The sequence below is a fragment of the Lactobacillus gallinarum genome, assembly GCF_002160635.1.
Classification (GTDB): Bacteria; Bacillota; Bacilli; order Lactobacillales; family Lactobacillaceae; genus Lactobacillus; species Lactobacillus gallinarum.
Map to the genome: position 1 here is coordinate 88,240 of NZ_NFKZ01000001.1, position 22,806 is coordinate 111,045.

Sequence of the window (22,806 nt, forward strand, 5' to 3'; positions counted from 1 at the left end):
ACTTATCCTTACAAAACAAACTTCTTCAAAGCCTTAGCAATACCGTTATGATCATTATCATCAGTCACATAGTCAGCTTTATCTTTAATCGCACCAATAGCATTTCCCATTGCTATTTTCATAAAGTTAGGATTTGAAAACATAGAAATATCGTTTCCTTGGTCACCAAAGATCATCACATCTTTTTGATCAATCTTAAGTCTGCTTGCCAAATCCATCAAAGCATTCCCTTTAGAAGCGCCTAACGCATTTAACTCGATAATACTATCAAAACTACGTACGATATCATATGTGTCAAAAGCCCAGGATGGCAAATTATTCCAAAGTTTTTCAACTTGATCACTGCCTTCCCACGAAGTAAACCCTACTTTATTAAAGGTAAAATCTTGTGGAATATCCTTACGTTCTCTTACTTTCATAATATTGTTAGTCAAGGCAGCGTTAATTTGCATTTGGACAGATAAATCGTGATCACAGGTCAAGAAATACTTAGTAGTCTCAAAGTGCACATTAACATGACTTAAACGTTGGAAGCGAAGCATGTTGTTAAAATCTTGATAATTAAGCTCCTGACTCATCAATACTTTACCAGCAATAGTTTGAATAACCGCTCCATTAAAAACAATTGCATATTGGTCATCACCTGATAATCCCAATTGCTTTGCAAATGATAAAACGCCTGAAAGTGGTCGACCTGTTGCTAGTACTACTTTTATTCCATTTTCAGAAGCGACCCTGAGCATTCTTTGCGTTTCCGGTAAAATTGTATTACTACTTGATAATAAAGTGCCGTCCAAATCAACTGCAATTAATTTTATCGCCATTTTTATTCCTCCCTTGACTAAAAAACAAAGCTATTTTTAATTATACAAAAAGCCGTGAGCCAACTCACGACTTTTAGTTTGAATAAATAATTATTACTTACCCATTTCCTTTTCAACTACTTTAACGATGCGGTCAACATATGCATCAGTTTCTTCTTGAGTAGGACCTTCTGCCATTACTCTAAGAAGATCTTGTGTACCTGAAGGACGAACAAGTACACGACCATTGCCGTTCATATCTTTTTCAACTTCAGCAATTACATCAAGAATTGGTTGATGTTCTTTCCAGCTCTTCTTATCCTTAACTGGAACATTTACTAAGCATTGTGGGTAATCCTTGAAGTCCTTTAAAAGTTCACTAAGTGACTTGCCAGTCTTCTTCATAACTAACATCAAGTGAAGACCAGTAAGCATACCGTCACCAGTGTTGTGGTAGTCGCTCATAATAACGTGACCTGATTGTTCACCACCAAGGTTGTAACCATGAGCACGCATTTCTTCAGAAACGTAACGGTCACCAACTTGAGTACGGATATTCTTTAAGCCTTCCTTTTCAAGAGCCTTAGTAAATCCGAGGTTACTCATTACAGTTGTAACGATAGTATCCTTCTTAAGACGTCCATGTTCAGCTAAATATGAACCGATAACGTACATAATGTGGTCACCGTCAACTTCATTACCGTTTTCGTCAACAGCAATACAACGATCGGCATCTCCATCAAATGCCAAGCCAAGTTGTGCACCTTGCTTAACAACTTCTTTTTGTAAGTTCTCAGTATGAGTTGCACCACAGTGATCATTGATGTTTAAACCATTTGGATGAGTGTAAATAGTAGTAAAGTCTACGCCACAGTCAGCAAACAATCTAGAAATAAGAGCACTTGAAGCACCATTAGCACCATCAATTACTACTTTAATACCACTTAAATCTTCTGGAATAGTATTTTCGATAAATTGTAAGTACTTAGCACTACCTTCATGGAAGTCAGTAACAGTACCTAAGCCTTCTGCAGAAGGACGTGGTAAAGTATCTTCCTTAGCATCAATTAACTTTTCAATTTCTTCTTCCATTTCGTCTGAAAGTTTCAAGCCATCGCTACCAAAGAACTTAATACCATTGTCTTCAACAGGGTTGTGAGATGCTGAAATTTGGACACCAGCATCTGCACCTTGTGCTCTAACCAAGTATGAAAGCCCTGGAGTAGTAATTACACCAACTTCAAGAACTTCAATACCCACTGAAAGAAGACCTGAAATAAGTGCATATTCAAGCATTTGACCAGAAATACGAGTATCGCGAGAAACTAAAACTTTAGCTTGTTCGCCTTCCTTTTTGTTCTTAGTCAAAACATATCCACCATCACGACCTAATTTAAAAGCCATTTCTGGAGTTAAGCCTTGATTAGCTACGCCACGAACACCATCAGTTCCGAAATATTTAAGCATTTAATAAACAACCTTTCTTGCTACCTAAATTTAATTATTTACGCTCTTCGCTTTAATCACTATCTGTACATATGAAGGGTCAGCTCGAGCAACACCCTTAGGCAATACCAAAGGATAGTTCTTCACTGTTGAAGAATGAATCTCCTTCAAATCAACATCAACATCCAATTTCTTTATTTTAGCTAATGTTGACTCTTGCCCATAGAGAGTAACTTCATCATTCTTAGCTGTCACCGAATATACCTTATTACTATCTTCGTTTTTAGGTTTCAAATTCAATTTGACCTTTTTATGTGATAAAGAAATAGGAAGTCTTGCTCTTACTGTAGATGGATTAATTACCACATTTAGCTGACGCCCCTTATTATCTTTAGCTACCAACATCACTTGTCTCTCATAGGAGTGATTAATGCCATTAGGCAAACCTAATTTAGCTACAATTTGATCAATTTGATTAACTTCGCCTTTTGCTCCTGTGACTTCAACTTTTTGTGGATCGACGCTGGCCGTTCCAATATCATATCCATCTGCAACAGCATTTTTATTATACTCTATTTGCACTGGCATGGTACTAGATTTTCGTCGTTCAATGTCTACATTAACGGTAGCCGGGTTAATCGTATACGAAAGTTGACTATTGAGTCCAGTAACTTGAACTTTAACCGTTTGTTTTCCTGTCTTTTTATGAGTTAAATCAATATATGCTCTAAAACTTTGAGTATTAACAGTTGAAGTCACCAATGCATTTGATCCCTCTAAAGTAATCTTAACTTTTTCGGGATAGCCAACTACGTAATACTTATCAGTATCTACAGATACTTGCAAGGGTACACTAATTGTCTGAGTTTCACTAGCTGTTTGCCGAGTTTTCTTTGGTTCACCTTGAGTGACAAAACCCGTTTGGGTTGAATCAATATAAACTACTAACAAAATAGCAAATAATAGCGAGACCACTCTGATAAACCAACGTTTATCCCAAAAATCTTTCATCGGCCCGCACCCCATTTCCAAACTTTGTTAATTACTCGACGAATCCAAGGAATTTTCTTTTCTTCTTTAGGTACCAGTTGCGCATTAAGATATTTAAGATACTCTTCTCTAGTTAAATCTAGTAAGAAGCGTCCATTTTTAGTAATTGTAACGCCACCGGTTTCTTCTGATACTACAATTGTCACAGCATCTGTAACTTCAGAAATTCCGACGGCTGCACGGTGTCTAGTTCCCAATCTTTTCGGAATCATGCTGCTATCAGATAAGGGCAAATAAGCTGCTGCTACTGCAATTCGGTTATTATTAATAATAACCGCACCGTCATGGAGTGGCGTATTAGGAATGAAAATATTGATTAATAATTCACCGGTAATGTCAGCATCAAGCTTAATCCCAGTTTCAATATAATCATCTAAACCCGTATCCTGCTGGATAGTAATCAATGCACCGATACGTCTTTTAGACATATACTGAATAGCCTTGTCCAATTCTTGCACCATCTTCACAGACTTAGCATGAGCACTTTCACCACGCCCACTAAAAATTGGTGTCCGACCTAATCTTTCTAGTCCACGTCTAATTTCTGGTTGGAATATTACAATAATTCCAATTACTGCCCAGGATACAATTTGATCGACTATATACGTTACGGCATGCAATTGTAATAAACCAGCGATAATTCTCACAATAAAGATAAAAACTATCCCTTTGGCTAATTGCACTGCTTTGGTACCCCGAATTAGCATAATCAAGCGATAAACTAAATACCAAATGATTAAAATATCGAGAGCAATCGAAAAATTATTCCATGTAAATAAGTTAGAGAAATTAAAATGCATTTACGACTCCTTTCTATCTTGATTATAACTGACCAGCTGTAAAAAACATATCCACTTTTAGCGGGCATACATCTTAAATTCTAAAAACAGGTCATTATATTCTTGCGTCTTCTTAGGACCTAAATCTTTAAAGACTTGCAAGTTTCGCAGCGTTTTTTCATCAGGATAAAATTGCTTATCTTCTCTTACTCTCTTTGGCAACAAATGCTGCGCCTTAATATTTGGCGTTGCATATCCTACATATTCCGCATTTTGTGCCGCATTTTCAGGTTTAAGCATAAAATTGATAAATTGAAGAGCCGCTTTTTTATTTTTGGCAGTTTTAGGAATAACAAAGTTATCAAACCACAAGTTGGAGCCTTGTTCTGGCACAATATAGTGTAGATGTGGATTATTTTCCATCATTTCATGTGCTTCCCCTGACCAGGTTAACCCAATAGCGGCTTCATTTTGAATCATATACATCTTCATCTCATCAGATATAATCGCTTTAATATTAGTACCTAAACTATCTAGCTTTGTTTGCGCTAGACGTAATCTTAAACTGCTCGTAGTATTCATAGAATAGCCTAATGAAACTAAAGATATTCCCATCGCATCCCTAGCAGAATCCACTAATAAGATCTGATTGCGATATTTTTTAGACCAAAGATCATTCCAATTTTTAATGGCACCTTTTTTGACAAATTTATCATTATAAACAATTCCCAACGTTCCCCAGAAATAAGGGACTGAGTAATCATTGTTTTGATCAAAAGATTTGTGCAAAAAACTCTTGCCGATATATTTCATATTAGGGATTTCTTTTTTATCCAGTTGATCTAGTAAATGAGCCTTGCGCATTTTGGTAACCATATATTCAGAAGGAATAGTTAGATCGTAAGCTGTTCCTCCCTGCTTAATCTTGGTATACATTGCTTCATTAGAATCAAAGGTTTCATATACCACATGATAACCAGTCTGCTTTTCAAACTTTTTTACTAATTGCGGATCTAAATAATCGCCCCAATTGTAAATGATTAAGTTTTGTCCGTTACCTGCAGCAGCCGGCTTTTCTAATTGATGAGCCCAAAACGCAAGTCCTAAACATGCTAGAAGAATTGCTCCAATGGCAATGATGATTTTTTTCATCTGACCAATCCTCCTATTACCCTATGATTCTTGCGTCTGCTCTTTTTAGTGGTAATAAAGTAATATATTCCTACTAAAAGTAAGACGAACAAAAACATCACTGTACTTAAGGCATTAACTTCTAGATCAATCCCTTGACGTGCTCTTGAATAGATTTCTACAGACAAAGTTGAAAAGCCATTTCCAGTAACAAAAAATGTCACGGCAAAATCATCTAGTGAATATGTTAATGCCATGAATAAACCGGAAAAAATGCCCGGCATGATCGTCGGAATCAATACGTGACTAACCACTTGCCATGAATTAGCACCTAAATCTCGTGCGGCATCGATCAGAGAGTAGTCCATTTCGTTAAGTCGCGGCAAGACCATCAAAACTACGATTGGAATAGAAAAAGCAATGTGACTAAGTAAAACGGAGCCGAAATTTAATCCTATTCCTAATGCAGTAAAGAAAATCAAAAAACTAGCACCAATAATCACGTCAGGTGAAACCATCAATACATTATTTAATGCTAAAGTAGTATTTTTATGTGCTTCTTTTTTCATGGCACTAATCGCAATCGCACCAAAAGTACCAATAATCGTCGCAATTAAACTAGAGAGAAGTGCCAATAAAATCGTCTCTAAAAATATTGCTAGTAAACGATTATCTTGAAATAAAGTTTGATAATGAGCAAAAGTAAAATGCTCAAACTTATTCATATTTTTTCCACTTGAAAAAGAGAAATAAATCAAATAAAAAATAGGCACATATAATAAAACCAATGTGAAAGAAAGATAGATTCTAGCTATTAAATGCTTGTTTCTCATAGATTAACCTTCTTTCTCTTAGTCTTCTTATTGGTAAGAAGCATTACCAATATCATCAATACGATCAAAACCACACCAATCGTGGCACCCATGTTCCAATTCATGGTTGTCATGAAATACTCTTCGATTGCGGTACCTAAAGTTATAACTTTGTTACCACCAATTAAACGCGTCAACATAAATAGTGATAACGATGGAATAAAGATCGCTTGCACACCACTTTCAACTCCAGGACGGGACAATGGCCATAATACATAGCGAAATGTTTGCCACTTGCTTGCTCCCAGATCTTCTGATGCTTGGATTACCGCTGGCGAGATTTCTTTAATTGCATTAAAAATTGGCAAAATCATGAATGGAATTTCAATGTAAGTTGCAACAAAAATAAAAGCGAAGTCGGTAAATAAAATATTTACGGGGCCGATGCCAAACAAGTGCAAAAACTTATTTACTAGACCGTTATTACCCAAAATCCCAATAAAAGCATATGCTTTCAATAATAAATTAATCCAAGTTGGCAAAATAATTAACAAAAGCCATAACTGTTGATTTTTCATCTTGGTTAAAAAATAAGCCGCAGGATACGAAATCAGTAGTGTAATTAAAGTAATTAAAAAGGCATACCAAAACGAATTAATCATCATTTTAAGAAAAGTACCGTTCTTAAAAAATGTAACGTAATTACTTAAAGTAAAGCTATGACTACTATCTGTGAACGAATACCATAAAATAAGCAAAATTGGCAAAATGACAAATAAAATAATCCAAGCCAAATATGGGACTAAAAAGAAAGCTTTTTTAGTTTTCATTTTCATCCCCCTCATACTTCTCTATCCGCGCATCAAAGTCTTCCTGACTTTCATTAAGCCGCATAACGTGAATATCTTCGGGATCAAAGAACAAGCCCACGCGTTCACCCAATTTCACTCCATTAGTTGAATGAATTAGCCACTCATTTTCATTAGCATCTACAGCTTTGATCTCAAAGTGATCACCTAAAAATAATTGTGTTTGCGCAGTAACTACAATATTGCCTTTTTCAGGTGCAACAATATCCAAATCTTCAGGCCGAATTACCACTTCAACCTTTTCGTTTGGTTTAATCCCACCATCCGCACATTTAAACTTATTATTAGCAAATTCAACTTCATAATCTTTAATCATTCGTCCTGATAAGATATTAGAATCGCCAATAAAACGCGCAACAAAATCATTAACCGGTTCATCGTAGATCGCAACAGGACTACCGCTTTGTTGGATCATGCCATCGTTTAAAACAAAAATTTCGTCACTCATCGAAAGAGCTTCCTCTTGATCATGAGTAACAAAAATAAAAGTAATCCCAAGCTTCTTTTGAATAGCTCTCAATTCAAATTGCATGTCTTTACGCAAACGCTTATCAAGAGCCGACAGCGATTCATCAAGTAGCAACACTTTTGGTTCATTAACAATTGCCCGGGCAATTGCGACACGCTGTTGTTGACCACCACTAAGTTCAGAAATCTCACGATTAGCATACCCATCCAGGCGCACCATATGGAGGGCCTCTTTAACAGCGGGCTTAATTTTATCCATCGGTTGCTTTTTAATCTTTAGACCAAAAGCAACATTTTCAAAGACATTTAAATGCGGAAAAAGTGCATAATTCTGAAAGACAGTATTAATATGTCGCTTAGCTGCATCTAAATCTGTAATGTCTTTTCCATCGAAAAAGACTTGCCCACTACTTGGTTGTGAAAAGCCAGCAATAATACGCAAAATAGTTGATTTACCAGATCCACTTGGGCCAAGCAAAGAATAAAATTTTCCCGATTCAATTGTTAAATTAATATCCTTAAGCGCAACGAAACCATCATCATATTGCTTAGTAATGTGCTTTAACTTAATAATATCCATTTCCATCCCCACATGAAAACAGCTACAAGTTTGATAGCCTGTAGTTTGTTTTAGTTAATCTATTCTATTTTTCTTTACCGATGATTCTTACTTCCGTATGTAAATCAATATCATATTTTTCTTTGATTACTTTTTGAATCAAATGAATCAAATTAAGATAATCTGTGGCAGTAGCTCCGCCCTTATTAACAATAAAGCCAGCGTGTTTGGTTGAATCTTGAGCACCACCAACTTGTTTACCTTGCAAACCTGCTTTAATAATCATTGGCCCTACGAAGTGACCTGTTGGTCGTTTAAATACACTACCACATGAAGGATACTCAAGCGGTTGCTTATAGCGACGCAATGCATTTAAATAATGCATATGATCTAAGATTTCCAACCTATCTCCTGGAGTTAATGAGAAGGTAGCGCTAAGTACGATGTCACCATTATCCTGCACTAAAGAATGACGATAACTGAATTCCATTTCTTTATTGGAATAAGTCTTAAATTCTCCGGCTCTTGTTAAAACATTGACACTTTCTACTACTTCTTGCATTTCACCGCCATAGGCCCCGGCATTCATAAATACGCCACCGCCTATACTACCTGGAATTCCTGCAGCAAATTCCATGCCGCTTAGTCCATGATGGGCTGCTGTAAAAGCAGTATCAACAATTTTTGCGCCTGCATCAGCTGTTACTTTATTATCTTTTACTTTTATTTCTTTTAAATCCGTTAAAATAATAACTAAACCATCTATTCCGCCATCGCGAATAATCAGGTTTGAGGCATTACCAATAATCGTTAATGGAATCTTATTTTCACGAGTAACTTTCACTAATTTTTCTACTTCATCAGTGCTCTTAGGAAAGGCTAAGTATTCCGCTTCCCCACCAGTTTTAGTAAAAGTATATCTACTTAATGGAATTTGCTCTTTAATATTAATTCCTTGTTTTTTCAGATCAAGTAATTCCACAATTTTGCCCCCTTATAGTTTCTTGTTTTATTTTACATCATATAGAGCCTAGCTTCACCCATAATAATGTGATACTTTATTTTCAAAGGAGAAAATTATGAATTTTATTGCAATGGATTTTGAAACAGCTAATCATTTTCCTGAAAGTGCTTGTTCTTTAGCTTTAGTAATGGTTAGAGACAATAAGATTGTAGATCGTTTTTACACAGTGATTAATCCGCAAATGTCTTTTGATGCTCGCAATATTCAAGTACATCAAATTACTGCCGATGATGTCAAAAATGCACCGACCATGGCTGAGGTTTGGCCAAAAATAAAGGGGTTATATCAACCAGGTATGTTAGTCGCTGCTCATAATGCTAGATTTGATACCAACGTGATGCGTCAAAGCCTAGCTCGTTATAACATCGAAGAACCTCATTATTTGGTCATCGATACTTTAGCTACAAGCAAGTTATTTGAGCCTGAACTACCTAATCATAAGTTAGATACAGTTTCAGATGCTTTAGATGTAGAACTATGGCACCATCACAATGCTCTAAGTGATAGTGAAGCATGTGCAGGAATTTTAATTAATCAAAATAAAAAATTCGGTGACGAAGCAATTAAAAATTTGATTTATCAAATATAAAAAATGATCTAGGACATGAATAATCCTAGATCATTTTTTATATTATTTTTCGTATTCGGTTAAAGCATCCTTAACCCATTCTTCGTTGCGTTCACCATGTGCATTCAATTCAACTACACGCTTAGTTGAATCCCAACTATCATCTACTCGTGTAATAGTTAGTTGCAAATATTCATCAGGCAAATCGTTCATTACCAACTGAGGCCATTCAATTACTACCAAGCCAGGTTCAGCCAAATAGCCATCTAAGTCAATTGATGATAAATCATCATTCTCTAAACGATAAAAGTCCATATGGAAAAGCGGTAATTCAGCTTCACGGTATTCACGCACAATAGTAAAAGTTGGGCTTTTTACAGGTCGATGTATGCCTAGTGTGCGTCCTAAGCCCTGCGTAAGAGTGGTTTTCCCGGCACCCAAATCACCATTTAATAAGAGCAAATCATGCGGCTTAGCCGTTTTGGCCAAAGATGCACCTAACTTTTGCATCTCCTCTGCAGAATTAATTTCTAACTTAGTCATTATTTTTCATCCTTTGCTAAAGCTTGAGCAGCTGTAACAATTGCTAAATCATAAATATCTTGTTCACTACAGCCACGAGATAAGTCATTAACTGGTGCAGCCAAACCTTGTAAGATTGGACCTACAGCAGTGAAGCCGCCCAAACGTTGAACCATCTTGTATGCAATATTTCCTGATTGAAGCTCTGGGAAGACAAAGACATTTGCATGTCCTGCTACTTTAGAACCAGGTGCCTTCTTTTCACCAACAGCTGGAACAAATGCGGCATCAAATTGCAATTCACCATCTGCTGGAATTTCCGGATGACTCTTTTGGAACATTGCGGCTGCATCATGAACCTTATCAACCATTGGTCCTTCAGCTGAACCTTTAGTAGAAAAGCTTAAAAAGGCTACTTTAGGATCAATTTCAGCCATCTTAGCTGTTTGTGCTGATTGATAACCAATTTCAGCCAAAGTCTCTTCATCAGGCTCAATATTAATTGCACAATCAGCAAAAATATATCTTTCATCATCTTTTTCCATTACAAAGGCGCCAGATACACGATGCATCCCTTCAGCAGCATGGATTAATTGCAAAGCCGGCAAAACAGTATTGGCGGTTGAATGAGCTGCACCGGATACCATTCCATCTGCTAAGTCCATCTTTACTAACATTGTACCGAAATAGTTTTCCTTAGCTAATTTGGCTTTAGCCTCGGCTGCACTAGTATCTTTTCTTCTAGCTGCTATAAATGCCTTTACCATTTTATCTAAATCCGCATAATTATTTGGATCATAAATCTTTACCCCGGTAAGATCCAAATTATTTTCTTCCGCTATTTTGGCGACATTTTCTTTTTTGCCAATTAAAATTGGCTCAACTATCCCGTCTTTATTCAAATTAGAAACGGCAGTCAAAATTCTTAAATCGTCACTTTCAGGAAAAACAATTCTTTTTTTGTCTTTTGCTGCTTCAACTTGCTTTTTAAATAATGAAAATACACTCATATATATACCTCTTATGCTAAATCAGATTTATTCACTGTTTCTGGCAATTGCCAATCAATAGGCGTCTCGCCAAAATTAAGCAATGCCGTATTACAACGTGAAAATGGTCGAGAACCAAAAAATCCTCGATCAGCTGAAAATGGACTCGGATGAGATGATTTTATAATAAAATTCTTACTTTGATCAATTAATGGGATTTTATTTTGAGCAAATCTACCCCATAAAATAAAAACAACCTTTCCACGTTCACTTAAAGCCTTAATCGCAGTGTCTGTTACATCTTCCCATCCCTTACCTTGATGGCCGTTAGCATGACCATAAGGAACAGTTAGCACAGCATTTAAAAGCAAGACGCCTTGGTCGGCCCATTTCTTTAAATAGCCATGGTTAACCGGACGAGCACCAACATCATCATAAAGTTCCTTATAAATATTTCTAAGTGATGGTGGCAATGGTGTACCTGGCATAACTGAAAAGCTCATGCCATTTGCTTGTCCCGGATTATGATATGGATCTTGGCCCAAAATCACTACTTTAGTTTTGTTAAACGGTGTTAATTTAAAAGCAGTAAAAATATGATACATATCTGGAAAAATACGTTTAGTAGAATATTCTTCTTTTAAAAAATTATGTAATTCGTGATACTTATCACTTGCAAAAACTGGATCTAAAATTTTATCCCAGTCATTACCGATTAATTCTTTAGCCAAGTCTTACACCCTCTTTTCTAATCTCCTTTATGGTATCATTAATTTAATAGTAATTGGGAGGAAATTTTATGATCAAATTGGTGGCTTGCGATCTTGATGGTACATTATTTAATTCTAATATGTCCGTTTCTGAAGCAAATATTCAAGCTGTGAAAAATGCACAAAATAACGGTATTGAATTTTTAATTGCTACCGGTCGAGCTCCACGTGAATCTCGCGCAGTTCTAAAAGATGCTGGTTTACATACTGGTTTTATCAATTTAAATGGAGCCCTAGTTTTCGATGAAGACGGCAAATTAATGGTCAAACATAAAATCCCAACTTCTAAGGCTTTAAAACTTGTTGAATTATTACATCAGGCAGGATTTTATTTTGAAATCATCACTGCTGATCAAGTTTATACTGAAGACCTTAACCAGCGTATTTCTAATGTAGCGCATTTAATGGTCGATCTAAATCCTTTACTTGATTTTAAACAAGCAGTCGCAATCTCTGCCGGAAATAAGACTATCATGAACATGAAACAAGTTGACCATTTTGAGGACCTATTACATGATCCTGATGTTGAAGTAATGAAAATCATTGCATTTGATTCACGTGGTCATGAAGCCTTTGATAATGTTAAAAAAGAAGTGGCAAAAATTGAGGATTTAGTTGTTACTTCTAGTTCATCATCTAATATTGAAATCAATGCTCACCAAGCACAAAAAGGGATCGCCCTTCTTGATTACGCTAAACTAAAAAATATTAAACGTGACGAAATTGCGGCTATCGGAGATAATTTAAATGATGAAAGCATGATTCGTGAAGCTGGAACAGGAGTAGCCATGGGTAATGCCATTCCAGCAATAAAAAAGTTAGCACAAATCACTACTAAAACTAATAACGAAGACGGTGTAGCTTATATCTTAAATCAATTTATAAAGGAAAATAAACAAGATCAGAGGTGACAAAGTATGTTGTTTTGGCTGGAACTTAATCAAGAAAAAGATTATGGTCAAATTCCTGTGATCAATCCTAAAGGAAAAATTGAATTTATTATTCAAGGAAATCTCGATAACCCAAATCATACTTTATATTTATATGACACTAACAGAAACGAAATTGGACGCTTATTTACTGATGGTACTGGACTGATTGCATCCTTTACTATTGACGTAGTAGATCACTCTCTAGTTAGTGTCAAAAAGCTTAATACGCCTAATACTAATATATTTTATCTGACTCAACTAAAATATATCGTTACGGGAAGTATTAAACGAGGGACCTATACTTTTAGATCGGGCTTTAAAAGTATTGCTAACGTCAAGACAATCGTTGCAGAACATGGGGTTGTCCTAACATGCAATATCACCAAGCCAGAAGATATTCCATTTATTTTACTTACTTCAGTATTATTTACCCAATGGCACGTAACCCCATTAAAATTACCTACATTTCCACCAATAGCAAAAAAATTAGAAATTAATCCTAATTAATCAGAAAAAGTGTCTGGGAAAAAACTAATTCCTAAGACATAAAAAAAGAACGATGATTTCCTATTCGATTTCATCGTTCTTTTTCTATACTTTTAGTTTCTGCCTTGATATTATTAAATCACCACAATATAAAAATAAGAAGGTGGAAACTATCATGTACAAGAATTATATCACAGGCCAAACGGCTTTAACACTTAATTTAGACTTTGCTATACCTAATAATCACTTAGCTAACGCCATTAGCTGGTTCGTCGATTCGATTCCAGAAGACGTCTTGTTTGGCGATACTGCCAAAACCGGACGTTCTGCCTATCACCCAGCCATGATGCTCAAGATCTTGCTCTTTGCCTATTCTCGCAGAGTATTCTCAGGCAGAAAAATTGCGCTGATGCTAGAAGAAAATCTGCCGATGATGGTACTGGCAGAGCATCAAAAGATCTCATACCATACTATCAATAATTTTAGATCGAGCGACTACGCCAACGAATTGATTAGAAAAGCTTCCTTTACTTTACGAACCTATTAGAGCAGGAAGGTCTATGAAGGAGCTATCTTTATTGATGGCACCAAAATTGAAGCTGATGCCAATCTCTATACTTTCGTTTGGCGCAAGGCAGTTGAACTATATGATGAACTGATTGCCAAAGAAGTCGTCAAAGCAATGGCAAAAGAGCAAGTCCAGACCAGTCAAGGATTGGCAGAGCTAGCGCAAGAAACGGAAGCTGAAATTGAAAAGCTGACTGAAGAGATTGCCCGAGAGCCTAAAGCCATTCCTGGTGGATCGCCTAGAAAAGCAAGAAGGCGCGGTCTTAAGAAGCTGCTTCATAAACTCAGAAAAGACTATGTTCCTAGAATGAAGAAATACGAAGAGGCAAAAGCAATCTTTGCTGGGCGCAATAGCTATTCCAAGACCGACCACGACGCGACTTTCATGCATATGAAAGAAGATCACATGAGAAATGGTCAGCTTAAGCCAGGCTATAATATTCAAGTCGCTACGACGGATCAGTATGTAGTTGATTTCGCCTTGTATCCTAATCCGACTGACTTTAAGCAGTACTATATCCCTTATACCATGTATGAAAAGGAACAAACCAGAAAGTACAAAAACGATCCATCTAAGCTAGCTAACTGGTTCTATGATGAACAAGACGATTACTACCTTGATCAAAACGGCGTTAGATTTAGCTTCAAATATTATAGTCGGGGTAAAGATAAAACGACTGGTCAGGGTCGCTATAATCCTAACTGGCAATACTTAAAAGAAAAAGTCAAAGCAGTTCTCCAAAGTCCTGAAGGCAGTCACATCTACAGAATGAGAAAGTATGATGTGGAGCCGATTTTTGGACATTTGAAGAATGTTTTTGGCATGCGTCGAACTCATTTAAGAGGCAAAAAGAAGGTTGAAACCGATGTGGGAATAGCCTTCATGATGATGAATTTAAGCAAATATTGGAACAGAAGGTGGTCAAAGGACCAATTTTGTTTAAGCGAAAAGAAAAAGACGGTCAAGCAACTCAAATTAAGAGTTAGGTTGATCGTCTTTTTGTATCTGAGAGTTAGTTTTTTCCCAGACACTTTCTAGAAAGTGATATAGATATAGATGTATCTTCTGCCATAAAGTTTGTATTTATTAAGTAATAAGGAATTATTAGACAGAGACTGAATAATGAAGGTTTACTCTGTAATATTTCAACCTCCATTACTTATTATACTTTTTTAGGTAAAAAATACAAGGGGTTAAATGTTATTATTTCTTAATGTATTCCTTTACATTTGGGCATTTAATAAAAGTTTTAGGCTCTATTGTCTGTTATCAAATGCATAATAAAAAAGAACTCCTTAATTAAGAAGTTCCTTTTTTAATAATCAGATTAGTCTTGGTAGTTTACCAATTCTAAGTATGATTCAGGCTTAAGTGAAGCACCACCAACTAAGCCACCATCAATGTCAGGCTTTGACATTAATTCCTTAACGTTAGCTGGCTTTACAGAACCACCGTATTGAATACGAACGTTTTCTGCAGTTTCTTCGTTGTACAAGTCCTTAACAGTTTCACGGATAGTCTTGCACATTTCTTCAGCTTGGTCTGATGAAGCAGTCTTACCAGTACCAATAGCCCAGATTGGTTCATAAGCAATAACAAGGTTTGAAACTTGTTCAGCAGTAAGACCATCTAAAGCAGCCTTAATTTGACCAACAACCCAGTCTTCTTGCTTGTTTGCTTCACGGGTTTCAAGTGATTCACCACAGCAAATGATTGGCTTCAAGCCATTAGCAAAGATTGCCTTAGCCTTCTTGTTAATGTCTTCATCAGTTTCGTGGAAGTAACCACGACGTTCTGAGTGACCAATAATTACGTAGTCCATACCCATTTCTTTCAAGACCTTAGGTGAAGTTTCACCGGTGTAAGCACCTTCGTCTTCAAAGTAACAGTTTTCAGCACCGATGTGTAAGTTTGAACCTTTAGCTGCTTTTCTTAAAGCATCAAGGTCAACTGCAGGTGCACAAATAAGTGATTCTACCTTACTTGGATCTGGCAACTTGTCCTTAACAGCGTCAACGAATTCAGTAGTTTGTTCTGGATTCATGTGTAACTTCCAGTTACCAGCAATAATTGGTGTACGGCTCATTAGTCTATTATCTCCTTAACTTAAATTACTTGTCTTGTACGCAAGCGATACCTGGCAATACTTTACCTTCAAGGTAGTTAAGTGAAGCACCACCACCAGTTGAAATGTGGCTGATCTTAGGTGCAATACCCAATTGCTTAGCAGCAGCAGTTGAGTCACCACCACCGATAATAGTGGTTGCGTCAGTAAGATCTGCTAATGCACGACCAACTTCCAAAGTACCTTCTGCGAAGTTAGGCATTTCGAAAGCACCCATTGGTCCGTTCCAAACAACAGTCTTAGCATCCTTTAAGATGTCCTTGAACTTAGCAATAGTCTTAGGACCAATGTCAAGACCCATCATGTTGTCAGGAATGTCATCACCAACAACTTCACGTGAAGCATCGTTTGAGAATTCAGTTGCAGCTACGTTGTCAACTGGAAGAACGATCTTGTCGCCAGCCTTTTCAAGCAATTCCTTAGCAAGGTCTACCTTATCAGCTTCAAATAATGATTTACCGATCTTGTGGCCTTGAGCTGCTAAGAAGGTGTAAGCCATACCACCACCGATTAAGATGTGGTCTGACTTAGGAATCAAGTTGTTAATAACACCAATCTTGTCTGAAACCTTAGCACCACCCAAGATAGTTACGAATGGGTGTACAGGGTTATCAACAGCGTCACCTAAGTACTTGATTTCCTTTTCAAGTAAGTAACCGGCAGCTGCAGGCTTGCCGTTTTCCTTCATTGCAGTAGCGATACCAACGTTTGATGCGTGACTTCTGTGAGCAGTACCAAATGCGTCGTTTACAAACATGTCACCAAGGCTTGCCCAGTATTCGCCAAGCTTAGGATCGTTACCTGATTCACGCTTACCAAAGTCATTGTCGATATCTTGGAATCTAGTATTTTCAAGAACAACAACGTCGCCATCTTTCATGTTGTTGATAGCATCTTCAACTTCTTTACCTTCGTTTGATGGTACAAAAGTTACAGGCTTCTTAAGAAGTTCACTTAAACGTTCAGCAACTGGCTTTAATGATAATTCCTTCTTGTCAGCATCTGACTTAATACGGCCCAAGTGACTAAGCAAAATAGCCTTACCACCGTGTTCAATGATGTACTTGATAGTTGGAAGTGCAGCAACGATACGGTTGTCATCACCGATAACGCCGTCCTTAATTGGAACATTGAAGTCTACACGTACTAAAACCTTTTTGCCTTTAACATCAAGATCGTCAACGATTAATTTAGCCATTATAATCCTCCGATTATTTTGATATTTTTCCTTCAAAAAAAGGCGGAAGGAAGAATCTCCCTCCGCCTTCTCAATTACCACTTAACTATAATCAGTTAATTTAAATTAATGATTAAAGAGTAGCAAAGTGTAATAAAGTACGAACCATTTGGCAAGTGAATGAGTATTCGTTGTCGTACCAAGCAACAGTCTTAACTAATTGCTTGTCACCTGCAGTAGTTACCATAGTTTGAGTTGGGTCAAAGATTGAACCAGCAGTCATGTTCAAAACATCGCTTGAAACAATGTGGTCACCATTGTAAGCAAATGATGGGCTTTCGTACTTCTTCATAGCTTCGTTAACTTCGTCAGCAGTAACCTTCTTGCTCAAGATTGATACTAATTCAGTTTCTGAACCATCTGGAACTGGAACACGTTGTGCGTGACCGTTCATCTTACCGTTCAAGTTAGGCAATACCAAACCGATAGCCTTAGCTGAACCAGTAGTATGAGGAATGATGTTTTCAGCAGCAGCACGAGCGTCTTGTTCCTTACCACTACGAGCAGGACCATCCAAAGTCATTTGAGTACCAGTGTATGCGTGGATAGTAGTCATAGTAGCAACTTCGATACCGAATTCCTTGTCCAAAGCGTTAGCCATTGGTGCAAGTGAGTTAGTAGTACATGAAGCAGCTGAAACAATCTTGTCGTCAGCAGTCAAAGTGTTTTCGTTTACTGAGTAAACGATAGTCTTCAAGTCGTTACCAGCTGGAGCTGAGATCAATACACGCTTAGCACCTGCGTCAAGGTGAGCTTGTGACTTAGCCTTGCTAGTGTAGAAACCAGTACATTCAAGAACAAAGTCAACACCATCGTTCTTAACCCAAGGAATGTTTTGTGCTTGTGGTTCAGCGTATACGTGGTACTTCTTACCGTCAACTACGATAGCATCTTCAGTTGATGAAACTTCGTGGTTGAAAGTACCATGAGTAGTGTCGTACTTAAGTAAGTAAGCAAGCATTGATGGAGTAGTCAAGTCGTTGATAGCAACAACTTCGATGTCCTTACTCTTTTCGCCTAAGTCCATAATACGACGGAATGCTAAACGACCGATACGGCCGAAACCGTTAATACCAATTTTAACTGTCATAACCTAAAAGTCCTCCTTTAAGAACTATAAACAACAATTTATTTTAAACGGGATTTTATTTCCCCTTTAAAATCATATTTGAGGCACCCTCATCAGTAATTAACCAGGTTTGATGAGGTGCATTGGGCATATATGCTTTTATTGCTTTGGCTTTTCTTGCACCACATGCAAAAGCAAATATGTGGGGTATTTTATATAGGTTCTCAAACTGTAATCCAACCTGGGTGATACGGTCGACAACCTTGCCTTTTTCATCGAAGAAACACCCGAAACATTCGGTGACGGCCTTCTTTTCACGAAGCTCCGAAAGTCTAATTGAATTATACCCTCTACGCTGCGCCATTTCTTGGGCTAACCCAATACCATGGATCACTGCATCGCTTTGTGAAATATCTTGCAGAACATCCGCAATCGAGGATTCACGTATCAAAGATTTATACGCTGCAGCTGAAACCTGTTCAGGTAAATACAATGTCTTATACGTACCCGAAGTTTTAGCCGCCATTTCTTGGACGATTGTATTACTTTGCGTTTCTACATTTTCGCCCAAGGCTCCTCGACCAGGAACAAATTCTAACTGGCGGTTATTCCCTAAACTAGGAGATAAATACTTAGCAGATTTTGCTAAAGCCGCTCCACCTAGAATTGTAACTATTGAATGACCTAATGGCAAGAGTAAATTTAAAGCTGAACTTAACTCTTCTCCCATCTCTTCATAAACGCGATCTTGCAAATCAGCATTACCTGGTACAATCAAGGTTCTTTCAATCCCTAATTTCTTAGCCAGTGCTAATTCTGTTTCACCCGCATTAAAGAGACGGTCAATCAATGGCCCCGCATCTTGTAATGTTTTCTCGCCCTTTTCAGTTAAAAACATTCCAAAACTTTTAGTTTCAATCAAACCTAATTGACTCAAATATTCAGTTTCGGTTCTAATGTTTCTTTCTGAAAGCCCTAAATGTTGAGCTACACTTCTACGCCCAATCGGCGCATGCAGTGCTATCTGCTCAAGGACAAGATACCTTTGTCGAAGAATCTTTAAGACGTCGGGAACGAGCGCTTCGAGCAAAGAAAAGTCCGAATTCATCGTTCCCTCCTTTCCCTGGGACGCTTAATGACCACATCTGTGTCGATTGCTGTCCCAGAATACTTAAAAATATAAGAGAAACGTACAACTATTTCAAATTCATACATTTCCCAATCGACACTGTTAGTATAACAATGTATTTTTCGTAATTCAAGAAAAAGATCGGCTATTTTAAAAAAATTGTAAGGCTCACAAAATCATTTCTATTTATATTCTTTTTCTGTTATACTAGAGGCTGCGTAGTTTGGGTCCTTAGTGTAATGGATCGCACGTAAGATTCCGGTTCTTAAAATCTGGGTTCGACTCCCAGGGGACCCATACAAAAAAGGCTAGAGCAATTGCTCTAGCTTTTTCATTTACTATTAAAACTTACCTGAAGTCAATTCAGCACGTTGTGCAAATTGTACATACAATCTTGAACCAGTTGCTGACATACCTTCAATTTCACGTTTAGTGTTGAAACGGTAATGCTTTTGTGCAGAGCCATTTTCACTTACCTTAAAGATGTTGTCATTAAAGCCAATGAAGAAGTGACCGTCGCCATAAGCAAAGCCTTGAACTGGTGAATTAGAAATAAATCTACCTTCAGTTGCACCAACTTCAGTAGCATTCCAAGTATCACCATCTCTAGTTAACTTCCAGTATTCATAGCAGTTATGACCACCATTGTGGAATAAAGCGTACATAGTATCGTCGCCTACAAAAGTAGCGTTGTGAATGTAACGATTATCTGAAATTCTAAATGTCCAAATCTTGTTAATCTTCATATCGCTCTTGCGAATTTGTAAGATTTCTTCTGAAGCAGGACCATTATTGTATTTATTGTCATTAGCCAATACGTAGATGTAACTTGATGAAGAACCTAATGATTGACCGTGACCCAATTTAATATATGGACTTACTTTAATGTTTTTAGCGTATGACTTAAAAGTGCTCCACTTCATAGTAGTAAGATTTTGTGCAGCATACTTGCTCTTTAATGCATTCAAGTTATATGAAACTAAGTGTCCATATTGACTATTGCTGCTTGTAAATAATGAAGTAGTGAAAATACCGCCGTTAACTGTCATACCTTCAGGAATTACACCAACTTGGCCCATTGCATCCCCAGCTTGACCATAACCTAAACTCAAAAATCTAGGTTGGAACAAACGAGTTCTAAGAGTTAAGCCATTGCTCTTAATGGTGTTGCTAGTAGTTTCTGAACGGTATCCATGTGCACGATTCCAGTTTCTAGATGAGCCCTTTGAGCCACCATTCCAAGTAGAAGTAGTCTTAAAGCCCTTCTTCGGAGTAACACTTGGAGAAGCCATATCACCATCATGAACGTCAATATTAACTTCTGCCTTTGCTTTACCATAACTATAGGTTACTTTGTCTGGATTAGTACTTACATACTTTCTAGAAACATGAACCTTATTAGGATTAATTGCAGTACCATGTGCATCTGTAGCGTAGTTAATCGCATCTCTAGTAGGGAAGCTGTAATCACTATTTTTAACTAAGCTTACCTCATTAGCAACAGAGATTTGGTTACGTGCAAAGAATTTTTCACTTACCCAACCAACATTGCGACCATCAACAATAATCTTCCAGAAAGTACCTTTTCTGGTTGATCTAGATTCCTTTGATTGAATTTGACCATGTTTAAAATACTTAGTTGAAGTAAACTTGCCGCTTGGTCCCTTGCTTGAAACATTGTGATAAATTGCATAATTACCATTACCTGCAATTTTAGTAACAGCCTTGCCGTAGCTTTTAGCTTGAACAGTGTTTGCTTGACCATTAATAGTTAATAAACTTCCAGCAATCAACAAACCAGCTAAAATTAGCTTTTTATTGTTTCTCATTCATTCTTCCTCCTTAAAAAAACAACATATACTCATATCCTAGCACCAATTCATCAAAAATGTTCTTATATTATTAAAAAAAAATTAATATAAGAACATACTAATGGCATTGTTATATAATGAAAGGGTTCACAATTTATATTAGGAGTGTTTTTATGGTCGAATCACAAAACAATCCCAAAAAGATGATGTGGACTACTCTGGCAATGATGGCGTTCTCCACTGTTTGGGGATTTGGTAACGTTGTTAATGGGTACGTCTACTTTGATGGAACAAAGGTCATCTTCAGTTGGGTAGTCATGTTCCTTCTCTACTTTGTTCCCTATGCACTGATGGTTGGTGAACTAGGTGCTACATTCAAAAATACCGAAGGTGGGGTATCATCTTGGGTAAATGCCACAATGGGTGCAAAATGGGCATATTATGCAGGTTGGACTTATTGGGCTTGCCACGTCGTATATATTTCTAGTAAAGGTACCGGTGGCTTAAGAGCTATGGCTTGGGGCATCTTTGGTAACACCAGATGGTACGACGGATTACCTACTGCTTGGACACAATTTGCAACATTAGTTGTATTTTTATTCTTCTGCTGGGTAGCAAGTCGTGGTATTCCTGTATTAAAGGGCTTAGCAACTATCGCAGGTTCTTCAATGTTCATCATGTCAATTTTGTTTATCATCATGATGTTTGCCGCTCCGGCTATTAATCCAGGAGCAGGATTTTACCACATTGATCTTAATTGGAAGAATTTAATGCCAACTTTCAACGTTAAATACTTTACTTCTCTTTCAATCTTAGTATTTGCCGTTGGTGGCTGTGAAAAGATTTCGCCTTATGTTAATAAGGTAAAAGATCCTTCCAAGAATTTCCCTAAGGCAATGATGGCATTAGCAATCATGGTTATGGTATCAGCAATTTTAGGTACCTTTGCCATGGCATTGATGTTTGATCCGAAGGTCGTTAATGCTAATTTGAATGAATATATTTCAAATGGTGCCTACATGGCCTTCCAAAAACTAGGCGAATACTACCATGTTGGTGGATTATTCATGTACATCTACTCATGGTGCAATGTAATTGGTCAATTCTCCACCTTAGTAATTAGTATTGACGCACCGCTTAGAATGCTTTTGGGAAGTAAAGAAGCAAAAGAATTTATTCCTAAAGGTTTATTCAAGCTTAACAAGCATGGTGCTTATATCAATGGTATTTGGATGATCGTTGTTTTATCAGGTGGTTTAATTGCTATCCAAGCATTTGTTCCTAACGCACAAGCTGTAATGGCTCAATTAGTTAAGTTAAACTCAACTACCATGCCACTTCGTTACCTTTGGGTATTTGCAGCTTATATTGCTTTAAGAAAGCATCAAAAATCATTTGAAACCACTTATCAAATGACTAAATCTCAGGGATTAGCTTATACCGCAGGTATTTGGTGTTTCTTAGTTACTGCAGCATGTTGTATTTTTGGTATTTATTCACCAGATCCATTTACATTAATGCTCAATATCTTAACACCAATCATCTTAATCGCATTGGGATTGATTCTTCCTGGTATTAAAAAATATCAAGAAGCAAAGGCCAATTAGATATAGATATAACAAAAAAGACCGTTGACAGCGGTCTTTTTTTATTTTTTAA

21 protein-coding genes, 1 tRNA gene and 1 pseudogene are annotated in these 22,806 nt (G+C 37.1%); 6 read left to right on the forward strand and 17 right to left on the reverse strand.

Annotated features, from left to right (window positions below):
• Nucleotides 1-8: 8 nt before the first annotated feature.
• The 9 genes from B5E95_RS00590 to murB all read right to left on the reverse strand — a co-directional run bounded on the left by B5E95_RS00590 (nt 9) and on the right by murB (nt 8,899).
• Nucleotides 9-824, reverse strand: a complete 816-nt coding sequence (locus B5E95_RS00590) for a Cof-type HAD-IIB family hydrolase (protein WP_087235397.1) — start codon at nt 822-824, stop codon at nt 9-11.
• A 93-nt stretch (nt 825-917) separates the two neighbouring features.
• Complete coding sequence (gene glmM, locus B5E95_RS00595) at nt 918-2,270, reverse strand: phosphoglucosamine mutase (RefSeq protein ID WP_087175660.1); 1,353 nt, start codon at nt 2,268-2,270, stop codon at nt 918-920.
• A gap of 30 nt (nt 2,271-2,300) precedes the next feature.
• Entirely contained in the window at nt 2,301-3,260 is a 960-nt protein-coding gene (locus B5E95_RS00600; RefSeq protein ID WP_087235398.1) for a CdaR family protein, read from the reverse strand.
• Entirely contained in the window at nt 3,257-4,099 is an 843-nt protein-coding gene (gene cdaA, locus B5E95_RS00605) for a diadenylate cyclase CdaA (RefSeq protein WP_025005134.1), read from the reverse strand. Before cdaA ends, B5E95_RS00600 begins: the two co-directional genes overlap by 4 nt.
• Nucleotides 4,100-4,156: 57 nt before the next feature.
• Complete coding sequence (locus B5E95_RS00610) at nt 4,157-5,230, reverse strand: ABC transporter substrate-binding protein (RefSeq protein WP_025005135.1); 1,074 nt, start codon at nt 5,228-5,230, stop codon at nt 4,157-4,159.
• Nucleotides 5,227-6,042, reverse strand: coding sequence for an ABC transporter permease (locus tag B5E95_RS00615; protein WP_087235399.1), 816 nt, complete (start codon nt 6,040-6,042; stop codon nt 5,227-5,229). The genes B5E95_RS00610 and B5E95_RS00615 overlap by 4 nt, the downstream gene beginning before the upstream one ends.
• The gene (locus B5E95_RS00620) at nt 6,039-6,851 is read right to left on the reverse strand and encodes an ABC transporter permease (protein ID WP_025005137.1); all 813 of its coding nucleotides are present in this window, start codon (nt 6,849-6,851) and stop codon (nt 6,039-6,041) included. The genes B5E95_RS00615 and B5E95_RS00620 overlap by 4 nt, the downstream gene beginning before the upstream one ends.
• Nucleotides 6,841-7,938, reverse strand: coding sequence for an ABC transporter ATP-binding protein (locus B5E95_RS00625; RefSeq protein ID WP_014919107.1), 1,098 nt, complete (start codon nt 7,936-7,938; stop codon nt 6,841-6,843). The genes B5E95_RS00620 and B5E95_RS00625 overlap by 11 nt, the downstream gene beginning before the upstream one ends.
• Before the next feature lie 64 nt (nt 7,939-8,002).
• The gene (gene murB, locus B5E95_RS00630; protein WP_025005139.1) at nt 8,003-8,899 is read right to left on the reverse strand and encodes a UDP-N-acetylmuramate dehydrogenase; all 897 of its coding nucleotides are present in this window, start codon (nt 8,897-8,899) and stop codon (nt 8,003-8,005) included.
• A 97-nt stretch (nt 8,900-8,996) separates the two neighbouring features.
• On the opposite strand from murB, the gene B5E95_RS00635 reads away from it, so the two are divergent.
• A complete protein-coding gene (locus B5E95_RS00635) occupies nt 8,997-9,530 on the forward strand; it encodes a 3'-5' exonuclease (protein ID WP_012211636.1) in 534 nt (177 codons plus the stop codon).
• Between the two features lie 42 nt (nt 9,531-9,572).
• On the opposite strand, the gene tsaE is transcribed toward B5E95_RS00635, so the two are convergent.
• The 3 genes from tsaE to B5E95_RS00650 are packed head-to-tail and all read right to left on the reverse strand — an operon-like array spanning nt 9,573 to nt 11,751.
• Nucleotides 9,573-10,052 (reverse strand): tRNA (adenosine(37)-N6)-threonylcarbamoyltransferase complex ATPase subunit type 1 TsaE, encoded by a 480-nt coding sequence (gene tsaE / locus B5E95_RS00640; RefSeq protein WP_087235400.1) that lies wholly within the window; start codon nt 10,050-10,052, stop codon nt 9,573-9,575.
• A complete protein-coding gene (pta, locus tag B5E95_RS00645; protein ID WP_087235401.1) occupies nt 10,052-11,041 on the reverse strand; it encodes a phosphate acetyltransferase in 990 nt (329 codons plus the stop codon). The genes tsaE and pta overlap by 1 nt, the downstream gene beginning before the upstream one ends.
• Nucleotides 11,042-11,052: 11 nt before the next feature.
• Complete coding sequence (locus B5E95_RS00650) at nt 11,053-11,751, reverse strand: uracil-DNA glycosylase (RefSeq protein WP_087235402.1); 699 nt, start codon at nt 11,749-11,751, stop codon at nt 11,053-11,055.
• Nucleotides 11,752-11,819: 68 nt separating this feature from the next.
• Here B5E95_RS00650 and B5E95_RS00655 point away from each other — a divergent pair, with 68 nt between their 5' ends.
• From B5E95_RS00655 to B5E95_RS00665, 3 genes and pseudogenes are all read left to right on the forward strand, one after another.
• Nucleotides 11,820-12,701, forward strand: coding sequence for a Cof-type HAD-IIB family hydrolase (locus tag B5E95_RS00655; RefSeq protein ID WP_087235403.1), 882 nt, complete (start codon nt 11,820-11,822; stop codon nt 12,699-12,701).
• Nucleotides 12,702-12,707: 6 nt separating this feature from the next.
• A complete protein-coding gene (locus tag B5E95_RS00660) occupies nt 12,708-13,229 on the forward strand; it encodes an LURP-one-related/scramblase family protein (protein ID WP_012211631.1) in 522 nt (173 codons plus the stop codon).
• 154 nt (nt 13,230-13,383) lie between these two features.
• Nucleotides 13,384-14,814: pseudogene (locus tag B5E95_RS00665) on the forward strand (transposase).
• Between the two features lie 289 nt (nt 14,815-15,103).
• Here B5E95_RS00665 and tpiA read toward each other — a convergent pair.
• The 4 genes from tpiA to B5E95_RS00685 all read right to left on the reverse strand — a co-directional run bounded on the left by tpiA (nt 15,104) and on the right by B5E95_RS00685 (nt 19,315).
• On the reverse strand, nt 15,104-15,862 hold the full coding sequence (gene tpiA, locus B5E95_RS00670; RefSeq protein ID WP_023061659.1) for a triose-phosphate isomerase: 759 nt from the start codon (nt 15,860-15,862) through the stop codon (nt 15,104-15,106).
• Between the two features lie 25 nt (nt 15,863-15,887).
• Nucleotides 15,888-17,099, reverse strand: coding sequence for a phosphoglycerate kinase (locus B5E95_RS00675; RefSeq protein ID WP_025005144.1), 1,212 nt, complete (start codon nt 17,097-17,099; stop codon nt 15,888-15,890).
• Between the two features lie 112 nt (nt 17,100-17,211).
• Nucleotides 17,212-18,228 (reverse strand): type I glyceraldehyde-3-phosphate dehydrogenase, encoded by a 1,017-nt coding sequence (gap, locus tag B5E95_RS00680; RefSeq protein ID WP_025005145.1) that lies wholly within the window; start codon nt 18,226-18,228, stop codon nt 17,212-17,214.
• A 55-nt stretch (nt 18,229-18,283) separates the two neighbouring features.
• On the reverse strand, nt 18,284-19,315 hold the full coding sequence (locus B5E95_RS00685; protein WP_025005146.1) for a sugar-binding transcriptional regulator: 1,032 nt from the start codon (nt 19,313-19,315) through the stop codon (nt 18,284-18,286).
• Between the two features lie 246 nt (nt 19,316-19,561).
• On the opposite strand from B5E95_RS00685, the gene B5E95_RS00690 reads away from it, so the two are divergent.
• A tRNA-Arg gene (locus B5E95_RS00690) sits at nt 19,562-19,633 on the forward strand.
• A gap of 44 nt (nt 19,634-19,677) precedes the next feature.
• Here the strand turns inward: B5E95_RS00690 and B5E95_RS00695 are convergent.
• On the reverse strand, nt 19,678-21,165 hold the full coding sequence (locus tag B5E95_RS00695) for an LBA0864 family S-layer associated protein (RefSeq protein ID WP_087235404.1): 1,488 nt from the start codon (nt 21,163-21,165) through the stop codon (nt 19,678-19,680).
• 155 nt (nt 21,166-21,320) lie between these two features.
• Here B5E95_RS00695 and B5E95_RS00700 point away from each other — a divergent pair, with 155 nt between their 5' ends.
• Nucleotides 21,321-22,754: an APC family permease gene (locus B5E95_RS00700; protein ID WP_087175649.1), complete on the forward strand. Its 1,434-nt coding sequence runs from the start codon at nt 21,321-21,323 to the stop codon at nt 22,752-22,754.
• Nucleotides 22,755-22,806 lie beyond the last annotated feature (52 nt).

Bases quoted from the DNA above. Each gene is read 5' to 3' on its own strand.
- B5E95_RS00700 (WP_087175649.1), top strand. From the start codon at position 21,321: ATGGTCGAATCACAAAACAATCCCAAAAAGATGATGTGGACTACTCTG.
- gap (WP_025005145.1), bottom strand. From the start codon at position 18,228: ATGACAGTTAAAATTGGTATTAACGGTTTCGGCCGTATCGGTCGTTTA.
- B5E95_RS00675 (WP_025005144.1), bottom strand. From the start codon at position 17,099: ATGGCTAAATTAATCGTTGACGATCTTGATGTTAAAGGCAAAAAGGTT.
- tsaE (WP_087235400.1), bottom strand. From the start codon at position 10,052: ATGACTAAGTTAGAAATTAATTCTGCAGAGGAGATGCAAAAGTTAGGT.
- B5E95_RS00615 (WP_087235399.1), bottom strand. From the start codon at position 6,042: ATGAGAAACAAGCATTTAATAGCTAGAATCTATCTTTCTTTCACATTG.
- B5E95_RS00635 (WP_012211636.1), top strand. From the start codon at position 8,997: ATGAATTTTATTGCAATGGATTTTGAAACAGCTAATCATTTTCCTGAA.
- B5E95_RS00600 (WP_087235398.1), bottom strand. From the start codon at position 3,260: ATGAAAGATTTTTGGGATAAACGTTGGTTTATCAGAGTGGTCTCGCTA.
- pta (WP_087235401.1), bottom strand. From the start codon at position 11,041: ATGAGTGTATTTTCATTATTTAAAAAGCAAGTTGAAGCAGCAAAAGAC.
- B5E95_RS00625 (WP_014919107.1), bottom strand. From the start codon at position 7,938: ATGGATATTATTAAGTTAAAGCACATTACTAAGCAATATGATGATGGT.
- B5E95_RS00620 (WP_025005137.1), bottom strand. From the start codon at position 6,851: ATGAAAACTAAAAAAGCTTTCTTTTTAGTCCCATATTTGGCTTGGATT.
- B5E95_RS00610 (WP_025005135.1), bottom strand. From the start codon at position 5,230: ATGAAAAAAATCATCATTGCCATTGGAGCAATTCTTCTAGCATGTTTA.
- B5E95_RS00660 (WP_012211631.1), top strand. From the start codon at position 12,708: ATGTTGTTTTGGCTGGAACTTAATCAAGAAAAAGATTATGGTCAAATT.
- cdaA (WP_025005134.1), bottom strand. From the start codon at position 4,099: ATGCATTTTAATTTCTCTAACTTATTTACATGGAATAATTTTTCGATT.
- B5E95_RS00695 (WP_087235404.1), bottom strand. From the start codon at position 21,165: ATGAGAAACAATAAAAAGCTAATTTTAGCTGGTTTGTTGATTGCTGGA.
- B5E95_RS00655 (WP_087235403.1), top strand. From the start codon at position 11,820: ATGATCAAATTGGTGGCTTGCGATCTTGATGGTACATTATTTAATTCT.
- B5E95_RS00590 (WP_087235397.1), bottom strand. From the start codon at position 824: ATGGCGATAAAATTAATTGCAGTTGATTTGGACGGCACTTTATTATCA.
- glmM (WP_087175660.1), bottom strand. From the start codon at position 2,270: ATGCTTAAATATTTCGGAACTGATGGTGTTCGTGGCGTAGCTAATCAA.
- B5E95_RS00685 (WP_025005146.1), bottom strand. From the start codon at position 19,315: ATGAATTCGGACTTTTCTTTGCTCGAAGCGCTCGTTCCCGACGTCTTA.
- tpiA (WP_023061659.1), bottom strand. From the start codon at position 15,862: ATGAGCCGTACACCAATTATTGCTGGTAACTGGAAGTTACACATGAAT.